Genomic DNA, 22,169 nt, shown 5'->3' on the forward strand with positions numbered 1-22,169 from the left:
GTGTGGCGGTATGTCGTGGTCGCCGCGCGTTCTCTGGCTGTCGGTGGCCGGATTGCTCATCGTCACTCTGGGCATCGTCGTCGCGGTGACGCGAGACCCGAACGATGTCGTCGTGATGCAGCGTCGCATGCCACCGGCCGTTTCCGCCGCCCCGGTCCCGGCGACTGTCCCCGCCGCCGCGCCCGCGCCGTCCACCCTGAAGAAAATCTCCTACTGGGGCACACCCTCGGGCTTCCCGCGCGACCCGGCCCCCGACTCGCTCGAGCCCGTCAAGGAGGGGCTGCGGCCGCACGGCAAGGTCGCCGTCTACGACGCGCCCGGCGGCAAGGCGCGGGCCTTCCTGCCGACCGACATCAGCGGGCTCCCCGTGACCGTGCCGATCGTCGCGCGCCGCCCCGGCTGGGTCGCGGTCCTGCTGCCCTCGGTCAACCGGCGCGTCGGCTGGCTGCCGCTCACGTCCGGAGACGTACGCCCCCTGCACGACCAGCTCATCGTCGACCTGAGCGACCGGCGGCTCACCTGGCTGCGCGACGGTCAGGAACGCGGTTCGTGGGAGGTGTCGATCGGCTCCCGGCGCACCCCCACCCCGCTCGGACGGACGTACGTGATGGGCCACACCATCACGTCGGGCCGCGTCTATGCCGGCGAGGACGCGATCGTGCTCGGCGCCGTGCCCGACGACAAGGACGCGCTCTCGGCGTCGTTGCGGAACGGCCACACCGCGATCCACGCCTGGAGCGACTCGTCGGCGTTCGGCCGCGACATCTCCAACGGCTGCATCCGCCTGCCCGCCAAGGTGCAGCGCACGCTGTTGAAGAGCATCGGCCTGGGCGCGGTCGTCCACGTCGTGGAATAGGTTCAGCGCAGGCCGACGCAGTCGTGGTCCCAGAAGGTCGCCGAATAGACGAGGGTGCCGGTCATCCACGGCTCGTAGGCGGCCAGCGGATAGACCTGGAAAGCGGCGTCGGGGATGCGCAGCGAGGGCTTCCGGAAACCGAGATCGCCGCCCGCCCGGAAGCCGGCCCTTTCGTAGTAGGCGGGATCACCCTCGAGGAAGACGAGTGGCATCCCCTCCTCGTCGGCGAGCTTCAGGCCCCGCTTGATCAGAGCCTTGCCGACTCCGCCGCGCTGGTATGTGGGGAGAACGGCCAACGGGCTGAGCACGAGTACGTCGACCAGCCGCTCGGGGGCATCCAGAAGGCTCCGCGTGAACATGACGTTCCCCACGACGTGTTCGTCGACCACAGCCACCAGCGACAGCAACTCGGGGTCGTCGCGCTTGAGTGCTTTCACGAGCGCGGCAACCTTGTCGCCGTCATCGCCGAACGCGATCCGATGCACTTCGGGGACGTCGTCGCCGTCCCGCTCAGGCCGTATCTCCATGGCCGTGCAGGCTAGTGGTCCCGGTCGCCCGTCGCACCGGTATTCGCGGCCGGGATGGACTGCGCGGCGATCCGGGCCGGGAAAACCGGATGCCTGCGCCTGGCGTCCGCGGACAGACGTCGGTGGGGTGGCGTAGGCGACCCCCGGATGGCTCTCTAAGCGCTTTCGTCGAAGAACCGGGCCGCGATCGCCGTGTGGATGCTGAAGCCCAGCTCGGCCGGGCCTTTCAGGACTTCCCAGCCGTGGGTTTCCTCGTTGGGGGCTGATACCGGCAACGCCGATGCGTCCGTCAACGGGGGGAACAGGGCGAAGACCAGCAGCGTGCCGTCCGGGGCGCTCACCGCGTCATACAAAAGGGCTGACCCGGCGTCGACGGTCAGGCCCGTTTCCTCGAAGAGCTCGCGGGCGGCCGCGTCCTGCCAGGACTCGCCGTGGTCGATGAAGCCGCCGGGTAGCGCCAGGCGGTCGAGAGCGGGTGGGATCGCCCGCCGCACCACCAGCAGGCCGCCGCCGATCGGCTGGACGGCGACCGCCACCGGGGCCGGGTTGCGGTAGGTCGTCTCGCCGCAGGCGGCGCAGCGGCGCGGCCAAGGCTGGCCCGGCGTGAACCGGGCGCCGCAGAAGGTGCAGTGCTTGAAGCGGTCAGGCATGCAACGGCGAGTTGCACGCGGCGACGAGGGCCTGCCTGCACGCCGTCAGCAGCGGCCGGAGGGCGGCATCGCGTTGCTGGGCCTCATATCCGTTCACGGCGCCGCCGGGCGCGTTCGTCTCGGCCAGGGCGAGCACCTGGTCGAGGATCGACGCGCGGGCGAACAGGCGACGGGCCCGCGGGTCGAAGCCGGCCGGCAGGGTAGCCGTGCTCTCGGGGCGGCGTAACGCCTGCAGGGCGCCGGCCAGCTCGGGTTTCCACTGGGCCACGTCGAGCTTGGTCAGTTGGGTGGTGGCCTCGCTGAGCGCCAGGGTCAGCTCGCCCTCGGCCTCGGCCGCGCCCAGCTGGAAGACCGGGCGGTATTCCTCGACCGGGAAGTAGCGCCACAGGACCGTCTCGAACTCCACGCCGGAGCCGGACACGTGGCGGCGTACCTCGGGCACCACGCCGAACGTGGGCGTCATCACGGCCTCGCCGGAGAGCATCGCCGCGCCGGTGAGCGGGCCGGGGCCGGGCAGGCCGCGCGGGTCGCCGGGGGCGGGCAGCACCAGGCGGATGTCGTCGGGGTGCACCTTGGCGAAGACGGGCAGGCCCTGCGCCAGTGGCACGTCGGTCCAGGTGCCGGGGGCGTCGGCGAAGAGCTGCTCCTCGTCGGCGGAGATCTCGTCGGCCAGCTCGTCGAAGGGGACGAGCCCGGCGCGCCAGGCGCGCACCCAGGCCACGAACCGGGTGCTGCGCCGCGCGGTTCGGGTAGCCGCTTCAGCTGCGGGGGACATGCGAGCAAGGGTACGTGCCCAGCGGGAAGCTTGTCTCGGTCGGAGCGTCAGAAAGCCCGTGTCCCAACGCACGGGTTACCGTGCCTTGCATGTATGGGGAGGACGTGCTCAAGGGGGACTGGCGGCGGCGGAAGGTGGCGCCCGAGGTGGACGCCGAACGCGATCTCGTCGTCGAGGACGCGGAGTCGGGGTTCTGCGGCGCGGTGATCGGGTTCGAGCTGGGCGCGGTGGTGCTGGAGGACCGGCACGGCAAGCGGCGCAACTTCCCGCTCGCGCCGGCCGCGTTCCTGCTCGACGGGCAGCCGGTGACGTTGCGGCGCCCGGCGGCCACACCGCAGCAGGCTACGAGGAAGGTCACAGCTTCGGGGTCGGTGGCGGTCGCGGGCGTACGCGCCCAGGTCGCGAAGGCGAGCCGCATCTGGGTGGAGGGCATCCACGACGCCGCCCTGATCGAGCGCATCTGGGGTGACGACCTGCGCATCGAGGGCATCGTGGTCGAACCGCTGGACGGCATCGACGACCTGGCGGCGGCCGTCCGCGAATTCGGGCCGGGTCCGCGGCGGCGGCTCGGGGTACTGGTCGATCACCTCGTCGCGGGCAGCAAGGAAAGTCGCATCGTCGCCGCGGTGAAGGATCCGGACGTGCTGGTCACGGGTCATCCGTACGTCGATGTCTGGCAGGCCGTGAAGCCCGAGCGGGTCGGCCTGCGGGAGTGGCCCGTGGTGCCGCCGGGACGCCCGTGGAAGGAGGGCATCTGCGAGGCGGTCGGTGTGCGCGAACCGGCCGACATGTGGCGGCGCATCCTGGGCTCGGTGAGCAGCTACAAGGACGTCGAGACGCCGCTGATCAACGCGATGGAGCGGCTGATCGATTTCGTCACCGTGCTCGACGACTGAGAGCTTCCCCCAGGCGTACGGCTGCCTCGGCGAGCCGGTCCGGCGGGTGCGCGGCATAGCCGAGAACCAGGCCCGGCGGACCCGGCTCCATCCGGTGCCACGAGAGCGGATGGACGACCACACCGTACGCCGCCGCGCGCTGGGCCAGAGCCGTGTCGGGCTCATCGCCGTCCAGCATGATCAGGAAGTGCAGGCCCGCCGCGACCCCGGTCACCCGGGCCTGGGGCAGGTGGCGGCGCAGGCCTTCGAGCAGCGCGTCACGGCGGCGGCGCTGACGGGTGCGCACGTTGCGAAGGTGCCGCTCGTAGTCGCCGGTCGCGAGCAGCCGGGCCAGCACGAGCTGCGGCAGCGCGGGATTGCCGAGATCGCTGTCGTGCTTCGCGGTCAGCAGGGCGGGCTGCATGCGGCGCGGGGCGATCAGCCAGCCGAGCCGCATCCCCGGGGCCAGAGACTTCGAGACACTTCCCGCGTACGCCACGTGGTCGGGCGCGGAGCCCTGCAGCGCGGCCACCGGAGCGCGGTCGTAGCGGTGCTCGGCGTCGTAGTCGTCCTCGATGATCAGGCCGCCGGCCGCCGCCCACGCGAGCAGCGCGCGCCGGCGGGCGGGGCTGAGCACGACGCCGGTCGGGAACTGGTGGGCCGGGGTGAGCACGGCCGCGGGTTGGGTGAGCGCGTCGACGACGAGCCCTTCGGCATCGACGGGGACGGGCTCAGGTCGTACGCCCCAATGTTCGAGCTGGTCGCGCGCGCCTCGGGAACCGGGGTCCTCGACCGCGACGGCCGTCGTGCCGGACGCGTGCAACGTCTGCGCCAGCAGGGCGAGGGCCTGCGCGACGCCGCCCACCACGATCACGTCGTCGGGCTCGGCGCGGACGCCCCGGGTGCGGGCCAGCCAACCGGCCAGCTCGGCGCGCAGCTTCGGGGTGCCGCCGGGATCGCCGTAGCCCAGATCGGACGCGGTGATCTCGTTGAGCACCGCCCGTTCGGCGCGCAGCCACGCCGTACGGGGAAAGGCTGATAAATCAGGAATGCCGGGGGACAGGTCGAGGCCTTCGGCGGGTGGGAGCGGCAGGCGCAGGGTCTCGAGGGAGCGGCGGCGGTCGGAGGGCGCGTCGCGGACGTGCGGATGCGCGATGATCGACGTGCCGGCGCCGGTGCGGGCCGCGGCGAGGCCCTCGTCGATGAGCCGCTGATAGGCGTCGACGACCACGCCGCGGGAGACCTGCAACTCGGCCGCGAGTTGCCGGGTGGGCGGGAGCTTCTCGCCGGGCGCGAGCCGCCCGTTGGCCACAGCCTCGCGCAGCCCGTCGGCCAGCCAGCCGGTCAGGCCCTTGGCCGGCGCCTCGTCGGGCCGTAGCTGCAGGAAGTCCGAGCCGGGAATTGGTCCCCCTGGGTCGCCGTCGATTGGTCCTTCAAAGCGGACCATATCGCGCCCAGCATCGGTGGTGTGAAGACAAATCTGCTGCCCGCGCTGGCCGGGGCGACCGGGATGACATTCGTCGGCGGCAGCGTCGCCGTGTCGGGCTTCCTCGCCGACGCGCCCTCGCTGACCATCCAGGCTTTGCGGTACGCCGTGGCGTGCGGGCTCCTGCTGCTGTACTCCCGCGTCGCCGGGAAGCGGGTGCTCCGCCCACGCGGCCGTGAGTGGCTCTGGCTGTGCGGGGTCGTGCTCACCGGCATGATCATCTTCAATGTGGCCCTGGTGCAGGGCTCGCGCCACGCCGAACCGGCCGTGCTCGGGGTCGCGGTGGCCTGCGTGCCGTTGCTGCTCGCGGTGGCCGGACCGCTGCTGGAGGGGCGTTCACCCGCCCGGCGGCTGATCGTGGCGGCGCTGGTGGTGACGGCCGGGGCGGCGCTCGTGCAGGGACTGGGCCGCACCGATGGCGTGGGCCTGCTGTGGGCGCTGGTGACGTTCGCCTGCGAGGCCGGCTTCACGCTGCTGGCCGTGCCGGTGCTGGGCCGCCACGGGCCCCTGGGAGTGTCGGTGCACTCGACGTGGATCGCCGCGGTCGCCTTCGGGATCGGCGGTGTCGTCGGCGAGGGGCCGGCCGCGGTGCTGCGCCTGCGGCTCGACGACGTGCTGGCCGGGGTCTACCTGGCCGTCGCGGTCACCGCCGTGGCGTTCGTCCTCTGGTACACGTGCGTTCAGCGGCTCGGCTCCGCGCGGGCGGGCCTGCTGACCGGCATCGCCCCGATCTCGGCCGCGGTTGTCGGCGTGGCCCTCGGCGGCCCGATGCCCGGCTTGCCGGTGTGGCTCGGCGTGGCTGTTGTCGCCGGAGGCTTGGCCCTCGGCTTCCGCCCCCACCCGACACCTCAGGACGCGACAGCCCCAAACCACGCGATGGCCAGCGCCACCTCCTGACACACAAGCCACGGTGTCACCGAGTTCTCCCCGCACGATCGAGGGCGGGGCGTCTCACGCCCGAAACCCGCTTACGGCCGGCTGCTCATCTGGCGCCCGAATCCTGTTCTCGTTCGGCCGGACGGGGCGGATGCTTCGGTGGCCGGCCGCGCGGGGCGGGTCGGCCATGCTTGAGCCGCCTCGGTCGAGCGCAGGCCCGGGGCGGTCGAGCGCAGGCCCGGGGCGGTCGAGCGCAGGCCCGGCGCGGGCGCAGGGGGCGCGGGGGACGACGGTCTGCAACTGCGGGGAGCGAGGTGTTGGAGGAGACGTACAAAGTGGGTTTCATGCCAGGTGGTGCGGGTCACGGCTGAAGACGAAGGTGGCGATGTCCAGGGCTGAGACGGCGCCGTCCTCCGCCCGCAGTATTTGCAGGATCTCGCCCTCGTTGTCGCCGGTGATGCCGCGCCAGCGGTCGGGCCCCTCGCGGGTGAACCGTGTGCTGTGGTTGGGGCCGGTCATGTCCAGTGCCTCGCCGTCGGCGGTGATCTCGAACTCGCGGCCCATCCACCACCAGCGACCGACGACCGTGGCGGCTTCCCCGGTCGGCGCGGCGGGCGGCAGCCAGGGCAACGGCAGCGTGGGCTCGGCCTCGACCGCCGCGGTGAGGGCTTCCAGGGCGACGTCCTTGATCGTTGTGCCCGTGAGCCCGTACGAGTTGGCGAAGGAGATCACCCCGAGCCGGCTGCGGCGGTGCACGGCGAACTGCGCGACGTAGCCGGGCATCGAGCCGCCGTGCCCGACGTAGACGCGTTCGCCGACGCGGTAGAGCTGCGGACCGAGGCCGTGGCCGCCGGTCCACGACTCGAGGTCGCTGATCACGACCGGGGCGCACATCTCGTCGACCGTCTCGCGGGCCAGCACGGTCGGGGCGGGGTCGGTCCAGAAGGCGGCCCACTTGGCCATGTCGGTGATCGTCGACCAGAGCTGGCCGGCCGGAGCCATCGCCCCCGAGTCGAGACGCGGCTCCTCGTGCAGCGAGCCGTCCAGCGCGTGGACGACATAACCGCGGGCGAACGGCTCGACCGGGTTGTAGCTGGTGCGCTTCATGCCCAGCGGGTCGAGCACGCGCTTGCCGGCCAGCGTCGCCCAGCTCTCGCCGGTGACGCGTTCCAGCACGGCGCCGAGCAGGCCGTACGCCAGGTTCGAGTAGCGGTAGCGGCGGAACGGCGGGCCGGCGACCTTCTCGTAGCCGAGTTCGGCCAGCAGCTTGTCGACGTCGCCGCCCGGGGCGCGTTCCCACCAGGGCCCGTCGGGTTCGCGCTGCAGGCCGGAGACGTGCCCGAGCAGCTGGCGCAGGGTCACGCCGCCGATCGGCGTACCGGGCAGATGGCGGTAGAGCAGGTCGTCCAGGGCGAAGAATCCCTCGTCGCGCAGTTGCAGGACGAGCGCGGCGGTGATCGTCTTGGTGATCGAGCCCAGGCGGTACTGGGTCTTCGCGTCGGGGCGTGGTTGCTCGCCCGCGAAGACCTGGTGAAGCACCGCGCGATCCCGCACGATCGCCAGGGCGAGAGACGGCGTACGCCCCTCGGCCTGGGCTCGGACGGCGATCTCCTCGACCCGTCGGCCGGTCTCCGGCAGCAGCGACACGGTGGACCCTCTCGATATACGACTGGTGGGTATAACTTCGCTTCGCCGATATGGCTACGCGGCCGGGGTCCGCTTTGATGGCAGTTCCGTGACATTTTCGGCGAACGCCCACGGAGCGTCGCCGGACGTGCGCGGGCATGACACGATCGATGTGTGGAAGCAGTCCTTTGGATCGTGTTGGGCATCGCCTTGGCGATCGCCGAGGCTTTCACGGCCACGTTCTTGATCATTTTCTTCGGGATCGGGGCTTTCGCCGCGGCTGGGGCGGCTGCCCTCGGCGCGCCCCTGCTGGTTCAGGTCATCGTCTTCGCGCTCGTCTCCGGGCTGTCGGTGGGGGCGCTCCGCCCGATCATCCTGCGGCACGCCAAGCCGGCGCTCGAGACGGGGGACACCCCGTTCGGCATCGAGGCGATCGAGGGCACCCATGCCACCGTTCTCGAAGAAGTCGACGGCGCGCACGGCATGATCAAGATTGACGGCGAGCACTGGCAGGCCCGCTCGTTCGACGGCCACGAGAAGTACCTTCCGGGCGAACGCGTCCGGGTCATCAAGGTCAACGGCGCCACGGCGATCGTCTGGCGCGACGATCTGCCCAACATATAGAGAGGAGTGCCATGGAAGCTGTGATCGGCGTCCTCATCATCGTGATCGTGGTGTTTGCCATCGTCACGCTGCTCCGGTCCGTCCGCATCGTCCCGCAGCAGCGCATGGATGTGGTCGAGCGCCTCGGAAAGTACAAGCGGACCCTCAGCCCGGGCCTCAACCTGCTGGTGCCGTTCGTCGACTCGGTACGCAGCAAGGTCGACATGCGCGAGCAGGTGGTCTCGTTCCCGCCGCAGCCCGTGATCACGTCCGACAACCTGGTCGTCTCGATCGACACGGTGCTCTACTTCAAGGTCGTCGACCCGGTCCGCGCGACGTACGAGATCTCCAACTTCCTGCAGGCGATCGAGCAGCTCACGGTCACCACCCTGCGTAACGTCATCGGCTCGCTCGACCTCGAGCGCGCCCTGACCAGCCGCGAAGAGATCAACCGTCACCTCTCGACGGTGCTCGACGAGACCACCGGCCGCTGGGGCATCAAGGTCACCCGGGTCGAGATCAAGGCGATCGAGCCCCCGCCGAGCATCCGCGACTCGATGGAGAAGCAGATGCGCGCCGAGCGGGAACGCCGCGCCACGATCCTCAACGCCGAGGGCCACAAGCAGGCCCAGATCCTCACGGCCGAGGGTGAGAAGCAGGCCGCGGTGCTGCGCGCCGACGGTGACCGCCAGTCGCGCATCCTGCAGGCCGAGGGCCAGGCCAAGGCCATCCGTACGGTGTTCGACGCGATCCACCAGGCCAACCCGTCGCAGAAGGTGCTGGCCTACCAATACCTCCAGGCCCTGCCGCAGATCGCGAACGGCACCGCCAACAAGGTGTGGATCGTGCCGACCGAGCTGACCAAGGCCCTCGAGGGCATGGGCGGCGCGCTGGGCGGCCTGGCCAACATGGTCGGCGACGTGCCGTCGGCCTCGGTCAACTCCGAGTCGGTCGAGCGCGAGGCCGCCGCCGCGGCCGAGGCGGCCGCCCGCGAGGCGGAGAAGGTCAACGACCAGGTCCGTGTCGCCGAGGCCCAGGTCAGCGGCGACCCCGACAAGACCACCATCCTGCCGCAGCCCGAGCTGTCGGCCGGCGAACCGATCCCGCCGTCGGCCGCCCTGGGCAGTGCCGACTACAACGGCGCGGTCGACCGAGAACGCGCCTGACACGAATGGCCGGCCCCACGGGGCCGGCCATTCTCATATGTCCTCGTCGTCGCGGCCCAGCTCCCAGAAGGCGACAGCGGCCGCGGCGGCCACGTTGAGCGAGTCGACGTTGCGCCGCATCGGGATCTTGACGGGCACGTCGCTGGCCGCCATCGCGTGCTTCGACAGGCCGGGGCCCTCGGCGCCGAGCAGCAGCGCGGCCTTGCGCCGCTGGTCGCCGGTGAGCCGCTGCAACGGCACCGCCTCGGGCGCCGGAGTCAGGGCCAGCACGGTGAAACCGCTGTCCCGCAGAAGTTGCAGCCCGTCGGGCCAAGGTTCCAGCCGCGCGTACGGCACCGCGAAGACCTCGCCCATGCTGACCCGCACGCTCCGCCGGTAGAGCGGGTCGGCGCACGTCGGGGAGAGCAGGACGGCGTCGATGCCGAGCGCGGCCGCGCCCCGGAACACCGCGCCGATGTTGGTGTGGTTGTTGACGTCTTCCAGCACGGCCACGCGACGGGCGGTGGCGATCACGTCTTTCGCCTCCCGCAGTGGTTCGCGGTGGAACGAGGCCAGGACGCCGCGGTGCACGTGGAAGCCGGTGGCCTTCTCGAGCACGGCGGGGGTGGCCGCGTAGATCGGGGCGTCGCCGGGCAGGTCGGCGATCTGATCGGTGCGTTTCGCGTCGATCAGATAGGACCGGGGGCGGTAGCCGGCCCGCAGCGCGCGGCGCAGCACCAGCTCACCTTCGGCGATGAACAACCCGTTGGGTGGCTCCCACTTCGTACGCAGTTCGAGGTCGGTCAGGGCGCGGTAGTCGCCGAGGCGGTCGTCGTCGGGCTCGGTGATGAGGTGAACGTCGGGCACGGCGCTCAGTCGACCCGGTAGGTCAGGTGGGTGGCGTGGCCCGACACGCGCACGTGGACCTGGCGCAGGTTGCGAGGCACGGCGCCCTCGAACAGCCGGGTGCCCCCGCCGAGCAGCACCGGGGCCAGATGGAGACGGACCTCGTCGACCAGGCCCGCGTCGATCGCCCCGCGGACGGTCGTGCCGCCGCCCATGATGACCACGTCGCGGTCGTCGGCCAGGGCGATGGCCTTGTCGACGGCGCTGGCCAGGCCGTCGACGACGAACGTGAAGCGGTCGGCCAGGCGGACCTCGGCCGGCGGCGTGCGGGTGACGACCAGGACGGGCGGCTGCGCGGCCAGGTCGGCGCCGTAGCCCATGTCGTCGCTCCAGCCCCCGGGGCCGTCGACGATGTCGAACAGGGCGCGGCCCATGATGACCGCGCCGGTCGCGTCGGTCGTCTCGCTCAGGACGGCGCGGTCGATCGCGTCGCCGTCGAGCGCCCAGGTGTGCAGGCCCTCACCGCCCCGGCCCAAGCCCTGGCCAGGACCGGGATCAGGGCCCGTGACGAACCCGTCCAGCGACACCGAGATGTCGGCGACCACCTTGGCCATGCCCGCTCCTTCCGCCGGCCCCGGAGGTCCCGGGCCTGGAGCGAGCATGCCATTCGGGTACGACGTTTCAGTGCTTGGGGATGAGCCGGCTGCCCGTCCAGGCCAGCCCGGTGCCCGCCGCGAGCAGCAGCAGAGCGCCGACGGTGGGCAGCGGGCGCTGGGCGTGTGCTCCGGCGCCGATGGCCACGGCGGCCAGCATGAGCAGCACGCCGTCGGCCGGGTTGACCAGGCGGGAGCGGAACACGGCCCAGCCCAGCAGCACCCAGCCGGCGCCGACGGCGGCGGTCGCGGCTACCTCGACCAGCCGCAACTGGTCGGCGGGGAGTGGGGAGCCGGCGGCGGCCGTGCCGGTCGGCAGGGCGGCCAGCGGCAGGGTCACGACGAGACCGGCCAGGCCGATCAGCAGGCCGAGCAGGGCGAAGTGGCGGGAGCGGGCGCCGGCGAGCAGGCCGGCCAGGGCGATCATCGCGACGGCCGACAACCAGTCGCCGGCCACCGTGACCAGCAGAGGGCCGGGCGCAGTGTCGATGCCGAGAGTGGTCCAGCCGTGCAACAGGGCCGCCGCGGGCAGCGCCCAGAGAGCCAGACGCGCGTAACGCCGCACACCCCAGACCCACACAGCTTCCCGTACGGGGAGACGGTGCTCGTCGTCCGTGGAACCGGCACCGCCGACCCAGGCGGGAGATACGCGCAGCGGTCGTCCACTCGCTGTCTGCTGATGGCTGGTGCTCATGGTCGTGCCTTCATGGCTCCGCCTCGTGGGCTCAAGCCGAGCGGCTCGGGGGCACCGTCGGGATCCTGGGTGCAGCCTTCCAGCCGCCGGACGGACTCGCAGCGGATTCTCAGAAATCCCCCGCCGGGAAACTGTCGTAGGCGAGGCGGAGGATGTCCGCATGAACGCAGAGCTTCCCGTCCCCCCTCTGGCCGAGCTCCGACAGCGCCGCAGCGTCAAGTGGCAGAGCCACCCCGGCGATGTGCTGCCGCTCTTCGTCGCCGAGATGGACTACTCGCCGGCCCCGCCGGTCAGTGCGGCCCTGTCCGAGGCGATCCACCGCGGCGACCTCGGCTACTGCACGCCCGGCCCCGAGCTGGGCAAGGCGTTCTCCGCGTTCGCGGGCCGGCGGTGGGGGTGGGAACCCGACCCGACCGGGGTGACCGCGGTGACCGACGTCGGGGTCGGCGTGGTCGAGCTGCTGCGCCGGCTGATCCGCCCCGGCGATCCCGTGGTGATCAGCCCGCCGGTTTACCAGCCCTTCTTCCACTGGGTGCCCGAGGCGGGCGGTCGCGTCGTCGAGGTGCCGTTGAGCGGCGGCCGGCTCGACCTGGCCCGGCTCGAGGCCGCGTTCGCCGCCCACCCCGCGGCCTACGTGCTCTGCAACCCGCAGAACCCGGTCGGGCGCGTCCACACCGCCGACGAACTCACCGAACTCGTACGGCTCTCCCGGCTCTACGGCGTGCCGATCATCAGCGACGAGATCCACGGCCCGCTTGTGCTGCCCGGGGCGACGTTCACGCCGCTGCTGACCCTGCCCGGTGCGGCCGAGGTCGCGCTCAGCGTGGTGTCCGCGAGCAAGGCCTTCAACCTGGCCGGCCTCAAGTGCGCCGCGATCGTGAGCGCCTCGCCGGCCATGTCGCGGGTCGTCGACGGGCTGTTCGCCGAGGTCACCGAGCGCACCGGGCACCTCGGGGTGATCGCGTCGGTCGCGGCCTTCACCGAGGGCGACTCCTGGCTGGCCGAGCTGGTCGAGACCCTGGCCGCCCGGCGCGCCCAGCTCGGGTCGCTGCTGGCGGCGAAACTGCCGGCGCTGCGCTGGGTTCCGCCCCAGGCGACCTACCTGGCCTGGCTCGACGCGTCGGCGCTGGGCCGCGACGCCGAGCCGCGCAATCGGTTCCTCTCCGAGGCCCGGGTCGCTCTCGAACCGGGCACCAAGTATGGCGCCGTCGGTTCCGGATATGTCCGGCTGAACTTCGCCACCAGTCCCGAAATTCTCACCGAGGCGGTGACCCGGATGGCCGGCGTGCTGCCTGTCTCGCGGTAGCGGGGCGCGGCCGCCCGTCCGGCAGTACGGTTGTACTGGTCGATCGATCCGCGGAGCGGGGGTGTGTCAGTGGCGTCGTCGGGATCGGGCTCGGGCCCCGCGGCGGACGAGCATCTGCTCGCCCTGCTGCGCGCGATCCGGCTGCGGCAGGCCGCCCCCGACGCGGTCGCGTCCGGCATCGCCGACACCGTCGAGGCCCTTCGCCGGCCGGAGGAGGCGGCCCACCAGGCGCTGCCGCCCGGCGAGACCCACGAGGCCCTGCCACCGGGCCGCACCCCGCCGAGCCTGCCCGCCCTGCCGTCCCACCACGACGACGACGTCCGGGCCGGCCAGCAGCTTCGGCCCCGCTGGGCGTCCTCGACCCCGGAGCAAATCGGAGCAGTCACTCCGGTTGAGTTGCCCGGGGGTTCCGGGGGAACGCCGGGTTCGGGCGCGCGGTCGGGTTCCCCGCCAGGCACAGACGTGCCGCTGGCTGACTCGCCGGGTTCGGTTGCGCGGCCGGCTGACTCCCCGGGATCTGTTGCGCAGCCGGCTGATCCGCCGGGCTCGCTTGCTCGGCCGGCAGGCAAGCCGGGCCTTGGCCCGTCTGCCCTGGCCGGTGGTGACTCGGCTGATCGGCCGGAGTCCGGCTCGTTCGGTCACTCCGGTTCGGTCGAGACCGGGGCGGAGGGTTCCGGCGGGACGGCGGCGCCGGGGCGGTCGTTCTGGGAGCACAGCCGGGCGCGGCCGGTGCCGCCGGCGTTCAAGCGTGGGCCCGCGCGGTCGGGGCCTGACAAGTTCGGCGGTGGCGAAGGCGCGCCGGCGAGCGGGCCGGTCACTGGGGGCGAGGGCGGGTCGGTCGCTGGGAGCGAGGGCGTCGGGCGAGCGGCATCGTCGAGTGGCGCCAGACGGCCGGCGTGGACGCCTCTGATCGACCCCACCCGCGCCTCGGGGCGAGAGCTTCCCGCTGAGACGGTGACTCCGGAGTCCGGATCGGACGACCTCGGTGAGCTGCTCGACTCCGCGAGCGTGGACCACCCGGAATCGCCGACTTTGGACGATGGCTACGAGCACGGACTCAGCGGGCACGAGGGTGTGCTGGAGCGTGACAGCCGGGCTCGCTGGACGGGAGGCGGGTCGGCACCGGTCGGTGACGACGTCGAGCCGGCACCGCCCGGGTCCGGGCCGTTCTTCGCGCGGGAGCGCCGCCGCGGATCGGCCTATCCGTCGACCGGCTCCGGCAGCGAGGCCCGCGAGACCTCGGGCCGGGAGCCCGCGATCACCGACGGCGAGGCGCTGACGCCCGACGAGGTCGGCCGGTACGCGGATGTGGAGGCGGTGGGGAAGCCCAGTCGCAATCGGTTCGCGGGGCTCGGAGGCAAGCGCGGGGAGAGCGGGGTGCGGCCCGTTGTGGAGCCGTCCCTGATGGAAGGAACCGAGGTCGAGACGGGGCCGCGGCCCGAGTGGGCCTTGGGGAGTGGGGCGCGGGCTGACCGCGTACGGAATGAGGGTGGGTCTTTGCGGGGAGAGAGTGGCGCGCACGCGACTCGTGCGGGAGCGCCGGCGCCGCGGTTGCCAGGGTTCGACATGCCGCACGTCATGCCGCCGATGGTGGCGCGAGCGAGAAGTGCGGCGGGGGACGGGATGGACCCGGCCGACGACGCGTTGCTGCGAGAGACGCAGCGGCTGCTGAGCACGAGTCTGACCTTCGCGGGCGGGCCGGTCGAGGTGGCCGAGCGGTTGCGGTCGGCGTTGATGCAGGCCCATCCGTCGCTGATGGAAGCTCTGCCGGGCGGGCCGCGCACGCGGACGGGGCAACTCGCTCGCGCGCTGACCTGGCTCGTGCACCACCTCGACCGGCCGCCGGCGCTGGTCGAGGGTACGGGCAAGCTCGGGATGGCGCTGGCCGCGTGCGGGGTCGAACCGGCGCAGCTGCAGCTCGTCGGGGCGGCCCTGGCCGAGGCGATGCGCGCGGGCATGGCCCCGGGGCAGTGGCGGCAAGACTTCGACCTGGCGTGGCGTTCGACGTGGCAGCACGCATACGAGTGGATCGCCCACGGCATGGCCCGCGCGGCCCACGAGCCGCTGGTCTGGGACGCGACCGTGGTCGAGCACGACCTGCGGCGACCCGACCTGGCCGTGGTGCGGTTGCAGCCGACGCTGCCGATGCCGTTCCGTCCGGGACAGTTCGCGCGGGTGCGGGTGGCCGAGCTGCCGCAGATCTGGCGGCCCTATTCGCTGGCCGGGGCGCCGCGGCGCGACGACCTGATCGAACTGCACGTGCGGGCCAAGACGATCACCGGGGTGAGCGGCACGCTGGTCCACCGCACGAAGGTGGGCGACCACGTGGCGCTGGCTCCGGCCGAGGGCGCGATGGCCCTGCCCGCCGATCCGGGCCGCAACCTGCTGATGATCGCCGGCGACACCGGGGTGGCCCCGCTGAAGGCGCTGCTCGCCGAGCTGGCCGACACCGGCGACGAGCGGTCGGCCGTCCTGTTCTGGGGCGTCCGCGATCTGGGCGAGCTCTACGACATCGAAGAGATCGCCGAGCTGGCCCGCCTCGCGCGGCGGGCGACAGTGGTGCCGGTGGTTTCCGAGGGCGACCCCGGACCGTACGCGTCGGGCCTGGTCACCGACGCCGTCGCGGCCTACGGCGAATGGTCCGATCACGAGGTCTACCTCGCCGGGCCTCCGCTGATGCTGGCCGTCACGAGCGCCGCCCTGCACCAGCTCGGCGTCGCCCCGGAACGCATCCACCACGACCCGCCGGAGTGAGGAGGTCGACGACCTGCGGGAGTGAGGGCCGGCGGCGTCGGGGCCGGCGTGCGGGAGTGGGGGCCGGCGGTGTCAGGACCGGACCGCGGGAGTGAGAGCCGTTACTCCGGTGGTGGGACCTTGTAGCCGGGGACTGACGGCCAGCGGACGGTTAGGACGACCGACTCTTGTTCGGCCAGCCAGGAGTGGTCGACGCCGCGGCCCCACACGACGTAGTCGCCGGGCTCGGTGAGCACGACCGTGCGGTCGGGGAACTCCATATGGAAGCGGCCGCTGATCAGGATGAGCAGGGCGGTGCGCTGCTCGCCGGTCACCCACCGGGCGCGGCGGTCGCCCTTCGGGTGGCGGCCCCACTTGATCTCGACCTCGCTGCTGTGCCGCGGGTCGCCGTCGGGCCGGAAGTGCCCGAGCAGCCAGCCCTGCTCCCCGGGCGCGTCAAGATCGGCCTTGCCGACGTAGAGCGCGCCCGGCGGAACCTCGCTCGGCGCCTCACCGTCCGCACTTGCCGGGAGCTCGCTCGGCGCCTCGCCGTCCGCACTTGCCGGGAGCTCGCTGAGCCCTTTGCCGTCCTCGCGGTTGATCATGGTGGGTTGCCTCAGAGGGCGTCGGTGAGGATCTTCGCGTACGCGGCCGGGACGTAGGTCGGGCCGCCGGGGGTGAGGACGTCCTCGCGAGAAGCCGTCGACCACGCCTCGGCCGGAACCGCCTTCCGCAGGGCGACCAGCACTGGGGCGTCGTCGTCCAGCATGGACAGGGCGACCAGCGACTCCTCGACCTCGCCGACGCACTCGAACGGCTTGTGGGCGTCGATGCCCAGCAGTTCGAGGAAGCCGGGAAGCTGAGCCTCGTCGGCGAACAGGTCGTGACCGAAGATCTTGGTGAGGCGGGAGCGTTCCATCGCGGGGGCCATCGCCAGGAAGACGAAGCGGCACTTCGGGCAGTCGCCGCACCAGCGGGCCGTCGGATCGTGCAGCTTGAACGCCTTGTTACAGCTCGTGACCACATCGTCGTACTGCGTGTGACGGGCGAAGAGCTGGGCGATGTGCAGTTCGGACAGCGAGCGCAGCAGCGAGAAGTACGGCTCGGTCAGCCCGGCGTGGGTGGTCACCGCGTCGCGCAGCAGACCCTCGGCCTCGACGCCCTTCGACCACTGGTGGTTGACCTCGTGACCGTTCCAGATCAGGTTCGGGTCGGAGGCCGAGCGCTCGTTCGACATCACCACCGGGCCGAGGCCGTGCCAGACGGCGGTCGCGATCGCGATCAGCGAGTTGATCGCGGTGACCGGGATGTGGCCGTTCAGGGCGCCGGCCTTGTTCAGCTCGAACAGGCGCGGGTCGAGCTTGCGGCTCGCGGCCAGCGCGGGCAGGCCGGAGGCGGCGTTCACGTTCTTGATCACCGGGTTGGGGTTGACCGAGAACGGCACCGGGTCGAGCCCGGCCGCGCGCAGGATCTCCAGCGTGACGATCGAGTCTTTGCCGCCGCCGACCGCCGACAGCGGCCGTCCCTGGCTGTTGTCGACCGGCTCAGGTGCGTCGACGGCCCCGCCGGGCACCTCGACGGCGAGTTCGAGCACGTGGGCGAGCTGGTTGCGGTAGGCGTACTCGGCCATGCCCTTGGTGTAGACCGCCGTGAAGTAGTCGGCCACCGCGGGCGCGAACGGCTTCGGCGCGACGACCCGGGGTGGGGCTCCGACCTTGAAATAGCTCACGCCGGCGACGACGTGCAACAGGTCGAGCACGGCACCCAGCGCGGCCGGCACCGGGCGAGGCTCACCCGCGGGCACGGGCAGCGTGATCACCTCGGTGAAGTGCAGCGGGTCAGGACCGTCGAGCACGTAATCGAACGTCGCCACCCCGGTGGAGGGGTCGAAGGCGTACGAAGGGAAGCGCATGACGTCGAACTGCACCCGGGAACTCCTGTCTGAGGGCCGACCGGCAATACTAGTGCGACTCGTCGAAGAGGAGAGAAACGTGCGCCTGGCAGACCTGAAGGGCCGGTCCGTGGCGGTCTGGGGCACGGGCCGCGAGGGCCGCGCCGCGGTGACCGCGATCGCGCCGCACGGGCCGTCGCGCCTCATGGCCGTCGACGACAGTGCCAACTTCCTCTCCGTCGAGTGGGAGGGCGAACTGGCCGCCCTGGCCCCGCTGGCCGGCGGCGAGCACGCCTTCGCGGCCCTGGTCTCGGCCGACGTGGTGGTGCGATCCCCGGGCGTGCCGCAGACCCACCCGTGGATGACCGAGCTGCGTACGCGGGGCGTTACGGTCACCGGCGGTAGCGCGCTGTGGATGGCCGCTCACTCCGCGCGCACGATCGGGGTCACCGGCAGCAAGGGCAAGAGCACGACCTCGGCCCTGATCAGTCACCTGCTCGCGGCGGTCGGCCGGCCCAACGTCTTCGGCGGGAACATCGGCGTGCCGCTGCTCGACCTGCCCGACGCCCCGCTCTACGTGCTCGAGCTGTCCAGCTATCAGTGCTCCGACCTGACCGACTCGCCCCAGGTCGCGGTGGTGACGTCGCTCTTCCCCGAGCACCTCGACGCGCACGGCGGCGAGCAGGAGTACTACCGCGACAAGCTGAACCTGCTCCGCCACGGACCGGAAATGATCGTCGTCAACGGCGTGGACGAGCGACTGCGCGACGAGATCCGCGGCGTGACCGACGCGAACGGCTTCCCGCCCATCCCGGCCGCCGCCGACGACTCGCGGTTCCGGGTCGAGGGCGGCACCGTCTTCTGCTCCGACGAGCCGCTGTTCCCGCGCGCGGCGCTGCGGCTCAAGGGCGAGCACAACGGGCGCAACCTGTGCGTGGCGCTGGCCGTGCTCGACGGGCTCGGCGTCGACGTGCCGGGGGAGAAGGACGCCCTGGCCGCGGCGGTCGCGTCGTTCGAGGGCCTGCCACACCGGCTCAGCGAGATCGCCGACCCGTCCGGCCTGACCTTCGTCGACGACACCCTGTCGACGACGCCGCACTCGGCCATGCACGCCATCGACGCGTACGCCGACCGGCCGCTCACCGTCCTGCTGGGCGGAGCCGACCGCGGTCTCGACTACTCACCGTTGCGTCATTTCCTCACCGACCGCGAACTGACCGTGATCGGCCTGCCCGACAGCGGGCCTCGCATCCTGGCCGAGCTGGCCGGCCTCCCGAAGATCAAGACGGTGCCCGCCGAAGACCTGGCCGACGCCGTACGACTGGCGCGCGAGCTCACCCCGGCGGGCGGAGTCGTGCTGCTGTCGCCGGCCGCGCCCAGCTACGGGCAGTTCCGCAACTTCGAACACCGCTCCGAGGCCTTCGTCGAGGCGATCAACGCGACCGCGTAGCGATCGGGTCCGCGCAGCGAGATGACCGCGCTGGGGAACGCGTCCGTGCGGCGAGCCGTCCGCGCAGCGAGCCGTCCGCGCAGCGAGCCGTCCGCGCAGCGAGCCGTCCGCGCAGCGAGCCGTCCGCGCAGCGAGCCGTCCGTGCTGGGGAACGCGACCGTGTGGCGAGCCGTTCGCGGGCTCGGGGGACCGCGCGCGGGCGGCTGGGTGACCGCCGGGTCTGAAGCCGGTGGCCGCGTGACCGCCTTTCGTGGCAGCTGAGTATGCGCTGGTGGCGAGGGCGGCCGGATCGGCGTGGAAGTCGACGAGGCGTACGGGAAGATTCTGTTTCGGCGGTGACGATTGTGTTTCAAAGCCGCCAAGAGATGGGCTTTCCGGCCTAAGGGTGATCGGCTGATCGGGCTGCGGCCGGATGCCGAGCGGGCCATGTCAAAACGGGATCAAACCGCCCACGTGATGGCGGTCACGCCTTAACGGCCATTTGCGGATCGATGGCGGTCAAGTGGCGGGCGCGTAACACGCGTTCATCGGCGCAGGCCAGGTAACGGTTTGAAAACTTCGCCCGAATCCTTGACACAGAGGGCCGTTCAGTAAGAAATTTTACCGCGACAGTAAACACTGTTTCCTGAAGGGGAGGCCCATGAGCGAGCCGGAGATGGACGGCGCCGCGTCGACCGCGGTTGTCGACTCCCTGGTTCGGGCTGACCCCGACGGCTCGGACAAATCGAACGCCGGGCAGGGTGTGCTGGCGCGCGTGCGTTCGCTGCTGCCGGAGTTCACGGGGGCGTTGCGGCGCGTCGCGGAGCAGGTGCTGACCGACCCGGCCGCGGCGAGCAGGGCCACCATCGTCGAGCTCGCCGAGCGCAGTGGCACCTCGCCTGCCACTGTCACCCGGTTCTGTCGCGCGCTCGGCTTCGATGGCTACGCGGACCTGAGGCTCGGCATCGCCGCCGAGACCGGCCGGGCCCGCAGTGCCGGCTGGACGGTCGACATCGGACGCGAGATCCAGCCGGGCGACCCTCTCGAGCGGGTCCTCGGACAGATCATGGCGGCCGACACCCAGGCCATGCACGACACGGCCGCGCTGCTCGACCTCGCCGAGGTGGAGCGGGCCGCGGTCGCGATCGCCGCGTCGAGCCGGGTCAACATCTTCGGGGCCAGCGGAAGTGCGCTGGTCGGCGAGGAGATGCAGTTCAGCCTGCACCGCATCGGGGTGCCGGTCTGGGCCTGGACCGATGTGCACAACGGTCTGGCCAGCGCCGCCCTTTCCCGGCCCGGCGACGTCGCGCTCGGCATCTCGCACTCGGGCGAGACCGGCGAGACCATCGAGCTGCTCGCCGAGGCGAGCAGCCGGGGCGCCACCACCATCGCCCTGACCAGCTTCCCGCGCTCGCCGCTGGCCGAGCTGGCCGACATCACCCTCGTGACTGCCACCCAGGCGACGACCTTCCGGCCGGACGCCCTCAGCGCACGCCATCCGCAGCTCGTCGTCCTCGACCTGCTCTACGTCGCCGTCGCGCAGCGGACCCACGAACGTTCCCACGCGGCCTTCCAGCGCACCGCTCAGGCGGTGCACGGGCACAAGGCGGCGAAGGACGACAGCTCCACGTGACACCCGCCCACGAGGTCGCTTGACAGGCGACTTCCCGAATGTGAGCCTCACGTACCTTGTGGTGATTTATCTACCAGAAGCGAACAGCAAGCACTGAGGAGATGCTGTGACCGACATATTCACCAAGCCCGAGCTGGATCGTCGTACGCTGCTGCGTCGTGCCGCCGCCGTCGGTCTGCTGGCCACCCCCGCCGTGGGCATGCTCAGCGCGTGCGTCGGCAGCTCCGACGAGGGCACCCAGGAGCAGGCCACCGGCACGAAGTCGGCGGACAACCCGCTCGGCATCGACCCGAAGGCCGGCGTCGAGATCGTGATCTTCAACGGTGGTCTGGGCACGGACTACGCCACCAAGGTGGACACTCCGCTCTTCAACAAGAAGTGGCCGGAAGCCAAGATCACCTACTCGCAGACCGAAGAGATCTCGACGGTCATCCAGCCCCGCATCAACGCCGGCACCCCGCCGGACATGATCAACAACTCGGGCTCGAAGCTCATGGACTTCGGCGCGATCGTCAAGGCGGGCCAGGCGGCCGACCTGACCGACCTGTTCGCCGCCCCGTCGCTCGACATCGCCGGCAAGACCGTCGCCGAGACCCTGGTTCCGGGCGCGGTCGAGCAGGGCAGCTACGACGGCAAGCCGTTCGCCGTCAACTACGCGTACACGGTCTTCGGCCTCTGGTACAACGCCGCGCTGTTCAAGAAGAACAACTGGACCGTGCCGGCCACGTGGGCCGAGTTCACCGCGCTCTGCGACAAGATCAAGGCGGCCGGCATCACGCCGTTCGGCTACGCGGGCGCCAACGCGTCGTACTACATGGTGCGGGCCATCATGACCAGCGCCGCCAAGATCGGCACCGAGCAGGTTCTCAAGGACATCGACAACCTGAAGCCGGGCGCCTGGACGAACGACGCCGTCAGGCAGGCCGCCGAGGCGTGGGCCGGCATCGGCAAGAACTACATCAACAAGACGTTCCTCGGCCTGCGCCACACCGAGGTCCAGCTCCAGCAGAACCAGGACAAGATCGCGTTCTACCCGTGCGGTTCCTGGCTCGAGAACGAGCAGGCCAAGGACACCCCGCAGGGCTTCGAGTACGCGATCGCGCCGTACCCGAGCGTCACCGCCGCCGACAAGCTCCCGGCCACCGCCATCAACGCGGCCGCCGGCGAGATCTACTTCGCCGCCGCCAAGGGCAAGAACCCCCAGGGCGGCAAGGAGTACCTGCGCACCATGCTCTCCAAGGAGGCGGCGCTGGAGTTCACCAAGCTCACCAAGTCGCTTACCGTGGTGGCGGGCGCCTCCGACGGCGTCGTCGTCTCGCCCGGCCTGACCAGCGCCAACGACGCGGTCACCAAGGCCGGCAAGGACCTGTTCATGGGCTACCTGTTCGACACCTGGTACAAGAAGCTCGACGACGAGTCCCGCGCGGCCGCCAACGACCTGATGTTCAAGGACTACGACGCCGCGAAGTTCTGCGACCGCATGGAGAAGGCGTCCCAGGCCGTGGCCAAGGACTCCTCGATCAACAAGATCCCGCGCAACTGATCAACCCGCATCAAAGGACGGT

At 71.5% G+C, this 22,169-nt stretch carries 20 protein-coding genes; 10 read left to right on the forward strand and 10 right to left on the reverse strand.

What is annotated here, in order from left to right; all coding sequences use genetic code 11:
- The first annotated feature begins 10 nt into the window (after window positions 1-10).
- Window positions 11-856 (forward strand): L,D-transpeptidase, encoded by an 846-nt coding sequence (locus tag EER30_RS17505; RefSeq protein WP_240670075.1) that lies wholly within the window; start codon window positions 11-13, stop codon window positions 854-856.
- 2 nt (window positions 857-858) lie between these two features.
- On the opposite strand, the gene EER30_RS17510 is transcribed toward EER30_RS17505, so the two are convergent.
- The 3 genes from EER30_RS17510 to EER30_RS17520 form a co-directional block, all read right to left on the reverse strand.
- A complete protein-coding gene (locus EER30_RS17510) occupies window positions 859-1,383 on the reverse strand; it encodes a GNAT family N-acetyltransferase (protein ID WP_127501512.1) in 525 nt (174 codons plus the stop codon).
- 155 nt (window positions 1,384-1,538) lie between these two features.
- A complete protein-coding gene (locus EER30_RS17515) occupies window positions 1,539-2,033 on the reverse strand; it encodes an NUDIX domain-containing protein (protein WP_127501513.1) in 495 nt (164 codons plus the stop codon).
- Complete coding sequence (locus EER30_RS17520; RefSeq protein ID WP_127501514.1) at window positions 2,026-2,808, reverse strand: Rv1486c family protein; 783 nt, start codon at window positions 2,806-2,808, stop codon at window positions 2,026-2,028. Before EER30_RS17520 ends, EER30_RS17515 begins: the two co-directional genes overlap by 8 nt.
- Window positions 2,809-2,897: 89 nt before the next feature.
- Here EER30_RS17520 and EER30_RS17525 point away from each other — a divergent pair, with 89 nt between their 5' ends.
- Window positions 2,898-3,704, forward strand: a complete 807-nt coding sequence (locus EER30_RS17525) for a DUF3097 domain-containing protein (protein ID WP_127501515.1) — start codon at window positions 2,898-2,900, stop codon at window positions 3,702-3,704.
- Here EER30_RS17525 and pdxR read toward each other — a convergent pair.
- Window positions 3,685-5,130: a MocR-like pyridoxine biosynthesis transcription factor PdxR gene (gene pdxR, locus EER30_RS17530; RefSeq protein WP_127501516.1), complete on the reverse strand. Its 1,446-nt coding sequence runs from the start codon at window positions 5,128-5,130 to the stop codon at window positions 3,685-3,687. The genes EER30_RS17525 and pdxR overlap by 20 nt on opposite strands.
- A gap of 21 nt (window positions 5,131-5,151) precedes the next feature.
- Between pdxR and EER30_RS17535 the strand changes: the two genes are divergently transcribed.
- Entirely contained in the window at window positions 5,152-6,066 is a 915-nt protein-coding gene (locus EER30_RS17535; RefSeq protein WP_240670076.1) for a DMT family transporter, read from the forward strand.
- A gap of 321 nt (window positions 6,067-6,387) precedes the next feature.
- Here EER30_RS17535 and EER30_RS17540 read toward each other — a convergent pair whose 3' ends face one another.
- The gene (locus EER30_RS17540) at window positions 6,388-7,692 is read right to left on the reverse strand and encodes a serine hydrolase domain-containing protein (RefSeq protein WP_127501517.1); all 1,305 of its coding nucleotides are present in this window, start codon (window positions 7,690-7,692) and stop codon (window positions 6,388-6,390) included.
- Window positions 7,693-7,845: 153 nt separating this feature from the next.
- Here EER30_RS17540 and EER30_RS17545 point away from each other — a divergent pair, with 153 nt between their 5' ends.
- On the forward strand, window positions 7,846-8,295 hold the full coding sequence (locus tag EER30_RS17545) for an NfeD family protein (protein ID WP_127501518.1): 450 nt from the start codon (window positions 7,846-7,848) through the stop codon (window positions 8,293-8,295).
- An 11-nt stretch (window positions 8,296-8,306) separates the two neighbouring features.
- Complete coding sequence (locus EER30_RS17550) at window positions 8,307-9,440, forward strand: SPFH domain-containing protein (RefSeq protein WP_127501519.1); 1,134 nt, start codon at window positions 8,307-8,309, stop codon at window positions 9,438-9,440.
- 33 nt (window positions 9,441-9,473) lie between these two features.
- Here EER30_RS17550 and EER30_RS17555 read toward each other — a convergent pair whose 3' ends face one another.
- The 3 genes from EER30_RS17555 to EER30_RS17565 all read right to left on the reverse strand — a co-directional run bounded on the left by EER30_RS17555 (window position 9,474) and on the right by EER30_RS17565 (window position 11,612).
- Window positions 9,474-10,286 (reverse strand): TrmH family RNA methyltransferase, encoded by an 813-nt coding sequence (locus EER30_RS17555; RefSeq protein ID WP_240670077.1) that lies wholly within the window; start codon window positions 10,284-10,286, stop codon window positions 9,474-9,476.
- Between the two features lie 5 nt (window positions 10,287-10,291).
- Window positions 10,292-10,879 carry a dihydrofolate reductase family protein gene (locus tag EER30_RS17560; protein ID WP_127501521.1) on the reverse strand — a complete coding sequence of 196 codons (588 nt, stop codon included), beginning with the start codon at window positions 10,877-10,879 and terminating at the stop codon, window positions 10,292-10,294.
- 67 nt (window positions 10,880-10,946) lie between these two features.
- A complete protein-coding gene (locus EER30_RS17565; protein ID WP_127501522.1) occupies window positions 10,947-11,612 on the reverse strand; it encodes a hypothetical protein in 666 nt (221 codons plus the stop codon).
- Window positions 11,613-11,772: 160 nt separating this feature from the next.
- Between EER30_RS17565 and EER30_RS17570 the strand changes: the two genes are divergently transcribed.
- Window positions 11,773-12,918, forward strand: a complete 1,146-nt coding sequence (locus tag EER30_RS17570; RefSeq protein ID WP_127501523.1) for a MalY/PatB family protein — start codon at window positions 11,773-11,775, stop codon at window positions 12,916-12,918.
- Window positions 12,919-12,987: 69 nt separating this feature from the next.
- Window positions 12,988-15,672 (forward strand): hypothetical protein, encoded by a 2,685-nt coding sequence (locus EER30_RS48710; RefSeq protein ID WP_240670078.1) that lies wholly within the window; start codon window positions 12,988-12,990, stop codon window positions 15,670-15,672.
- A gap of 101 nt (window positions 15,673-15,773) precedes the next feature.
- Here the strand turns inward: EER30_RS48710 and EER30_RS49695 are convergent, their stop codons facing one another.
- Window positions 15,774-16,256, reverse strand: a complete 483-nt coding sequence (locus EER30_RS49695) for a cupin domain-containing protein (RefSeq protein WP_349290873.1) — start codon at window positions 16,254-16,256, stop codon at window positions 15,774-15,776.
- Between the two features lie 11 nt (window positions 16,257-16,267).
- Complete coding sequence (locus tag EER30_RS17590) at window positions 16,268-17,578, reverse strand: MurL-like N-terminal domain-containing (RefSeq protein ID WP_489884459.1); 1,311 nt, start codon at window positions 17,576-17,578, stop codon at window positions 16,268-16,270.
- A gap of 64 nt (window positions 17,579-17,642) precedes the next feature.
- On the opposite strand from EER30_RS17590, the gene murD reads away from it, so the two are divergent.
- The 3 genes from murD to ngcE all read left to right on the forward strand — a co-directional run bounded on the left by murD (window position 17,643) and on the right by ngcE (window position 22,147).
- A complete protein-coding gene (gene murD / locus EER30_RS17595; protein WP_127501524.1) occupies window positions 17,643-18,992 on the forward strand; it encodes a UDP-N-acetylmuramoyl-L-alanine--D-glutamate ligase in 1,350 nt (449 codons plus the stop codon).
- Window positions 18,993-19,632: 640 nt separating this feature from the next.
- A complete protein-coding gene (locus tag EER30_RS17600; protein ID WP_127501525.1) occupies window positions 19,633-20,604 on the forward strand; it encodes a MurR/RpiR family transcriptional regulator in 972 nt (323 codons plus the stop codon).
- A gap of 106 nt (window positions 20,605-20,710) precedes the next feature.
- Entirely contained in the window at window positions 20,711-22,147 is a 1,437-nt protein-coding gene (gene ngcE / locus EER30_RS17605; protein ID WP_127501526.1) for an N-acetylglucosamine/diacetylchitobiose ABC transporter substrate-binding protein, read from the forward strand.
- Window positions 22,148-22,169: the final 22 nt, after the last annotated feature.

Origin of the sequence: Actinoplanes solisilvae, from assembly GCF_003999975.1 — a bacterium.
GTDB lineage: Bacteria > Actinomycetota > Actinomycetes > Mycobacteriales > Micromonosporaceae > Actinoplanes > Actinoplanes solisilvae.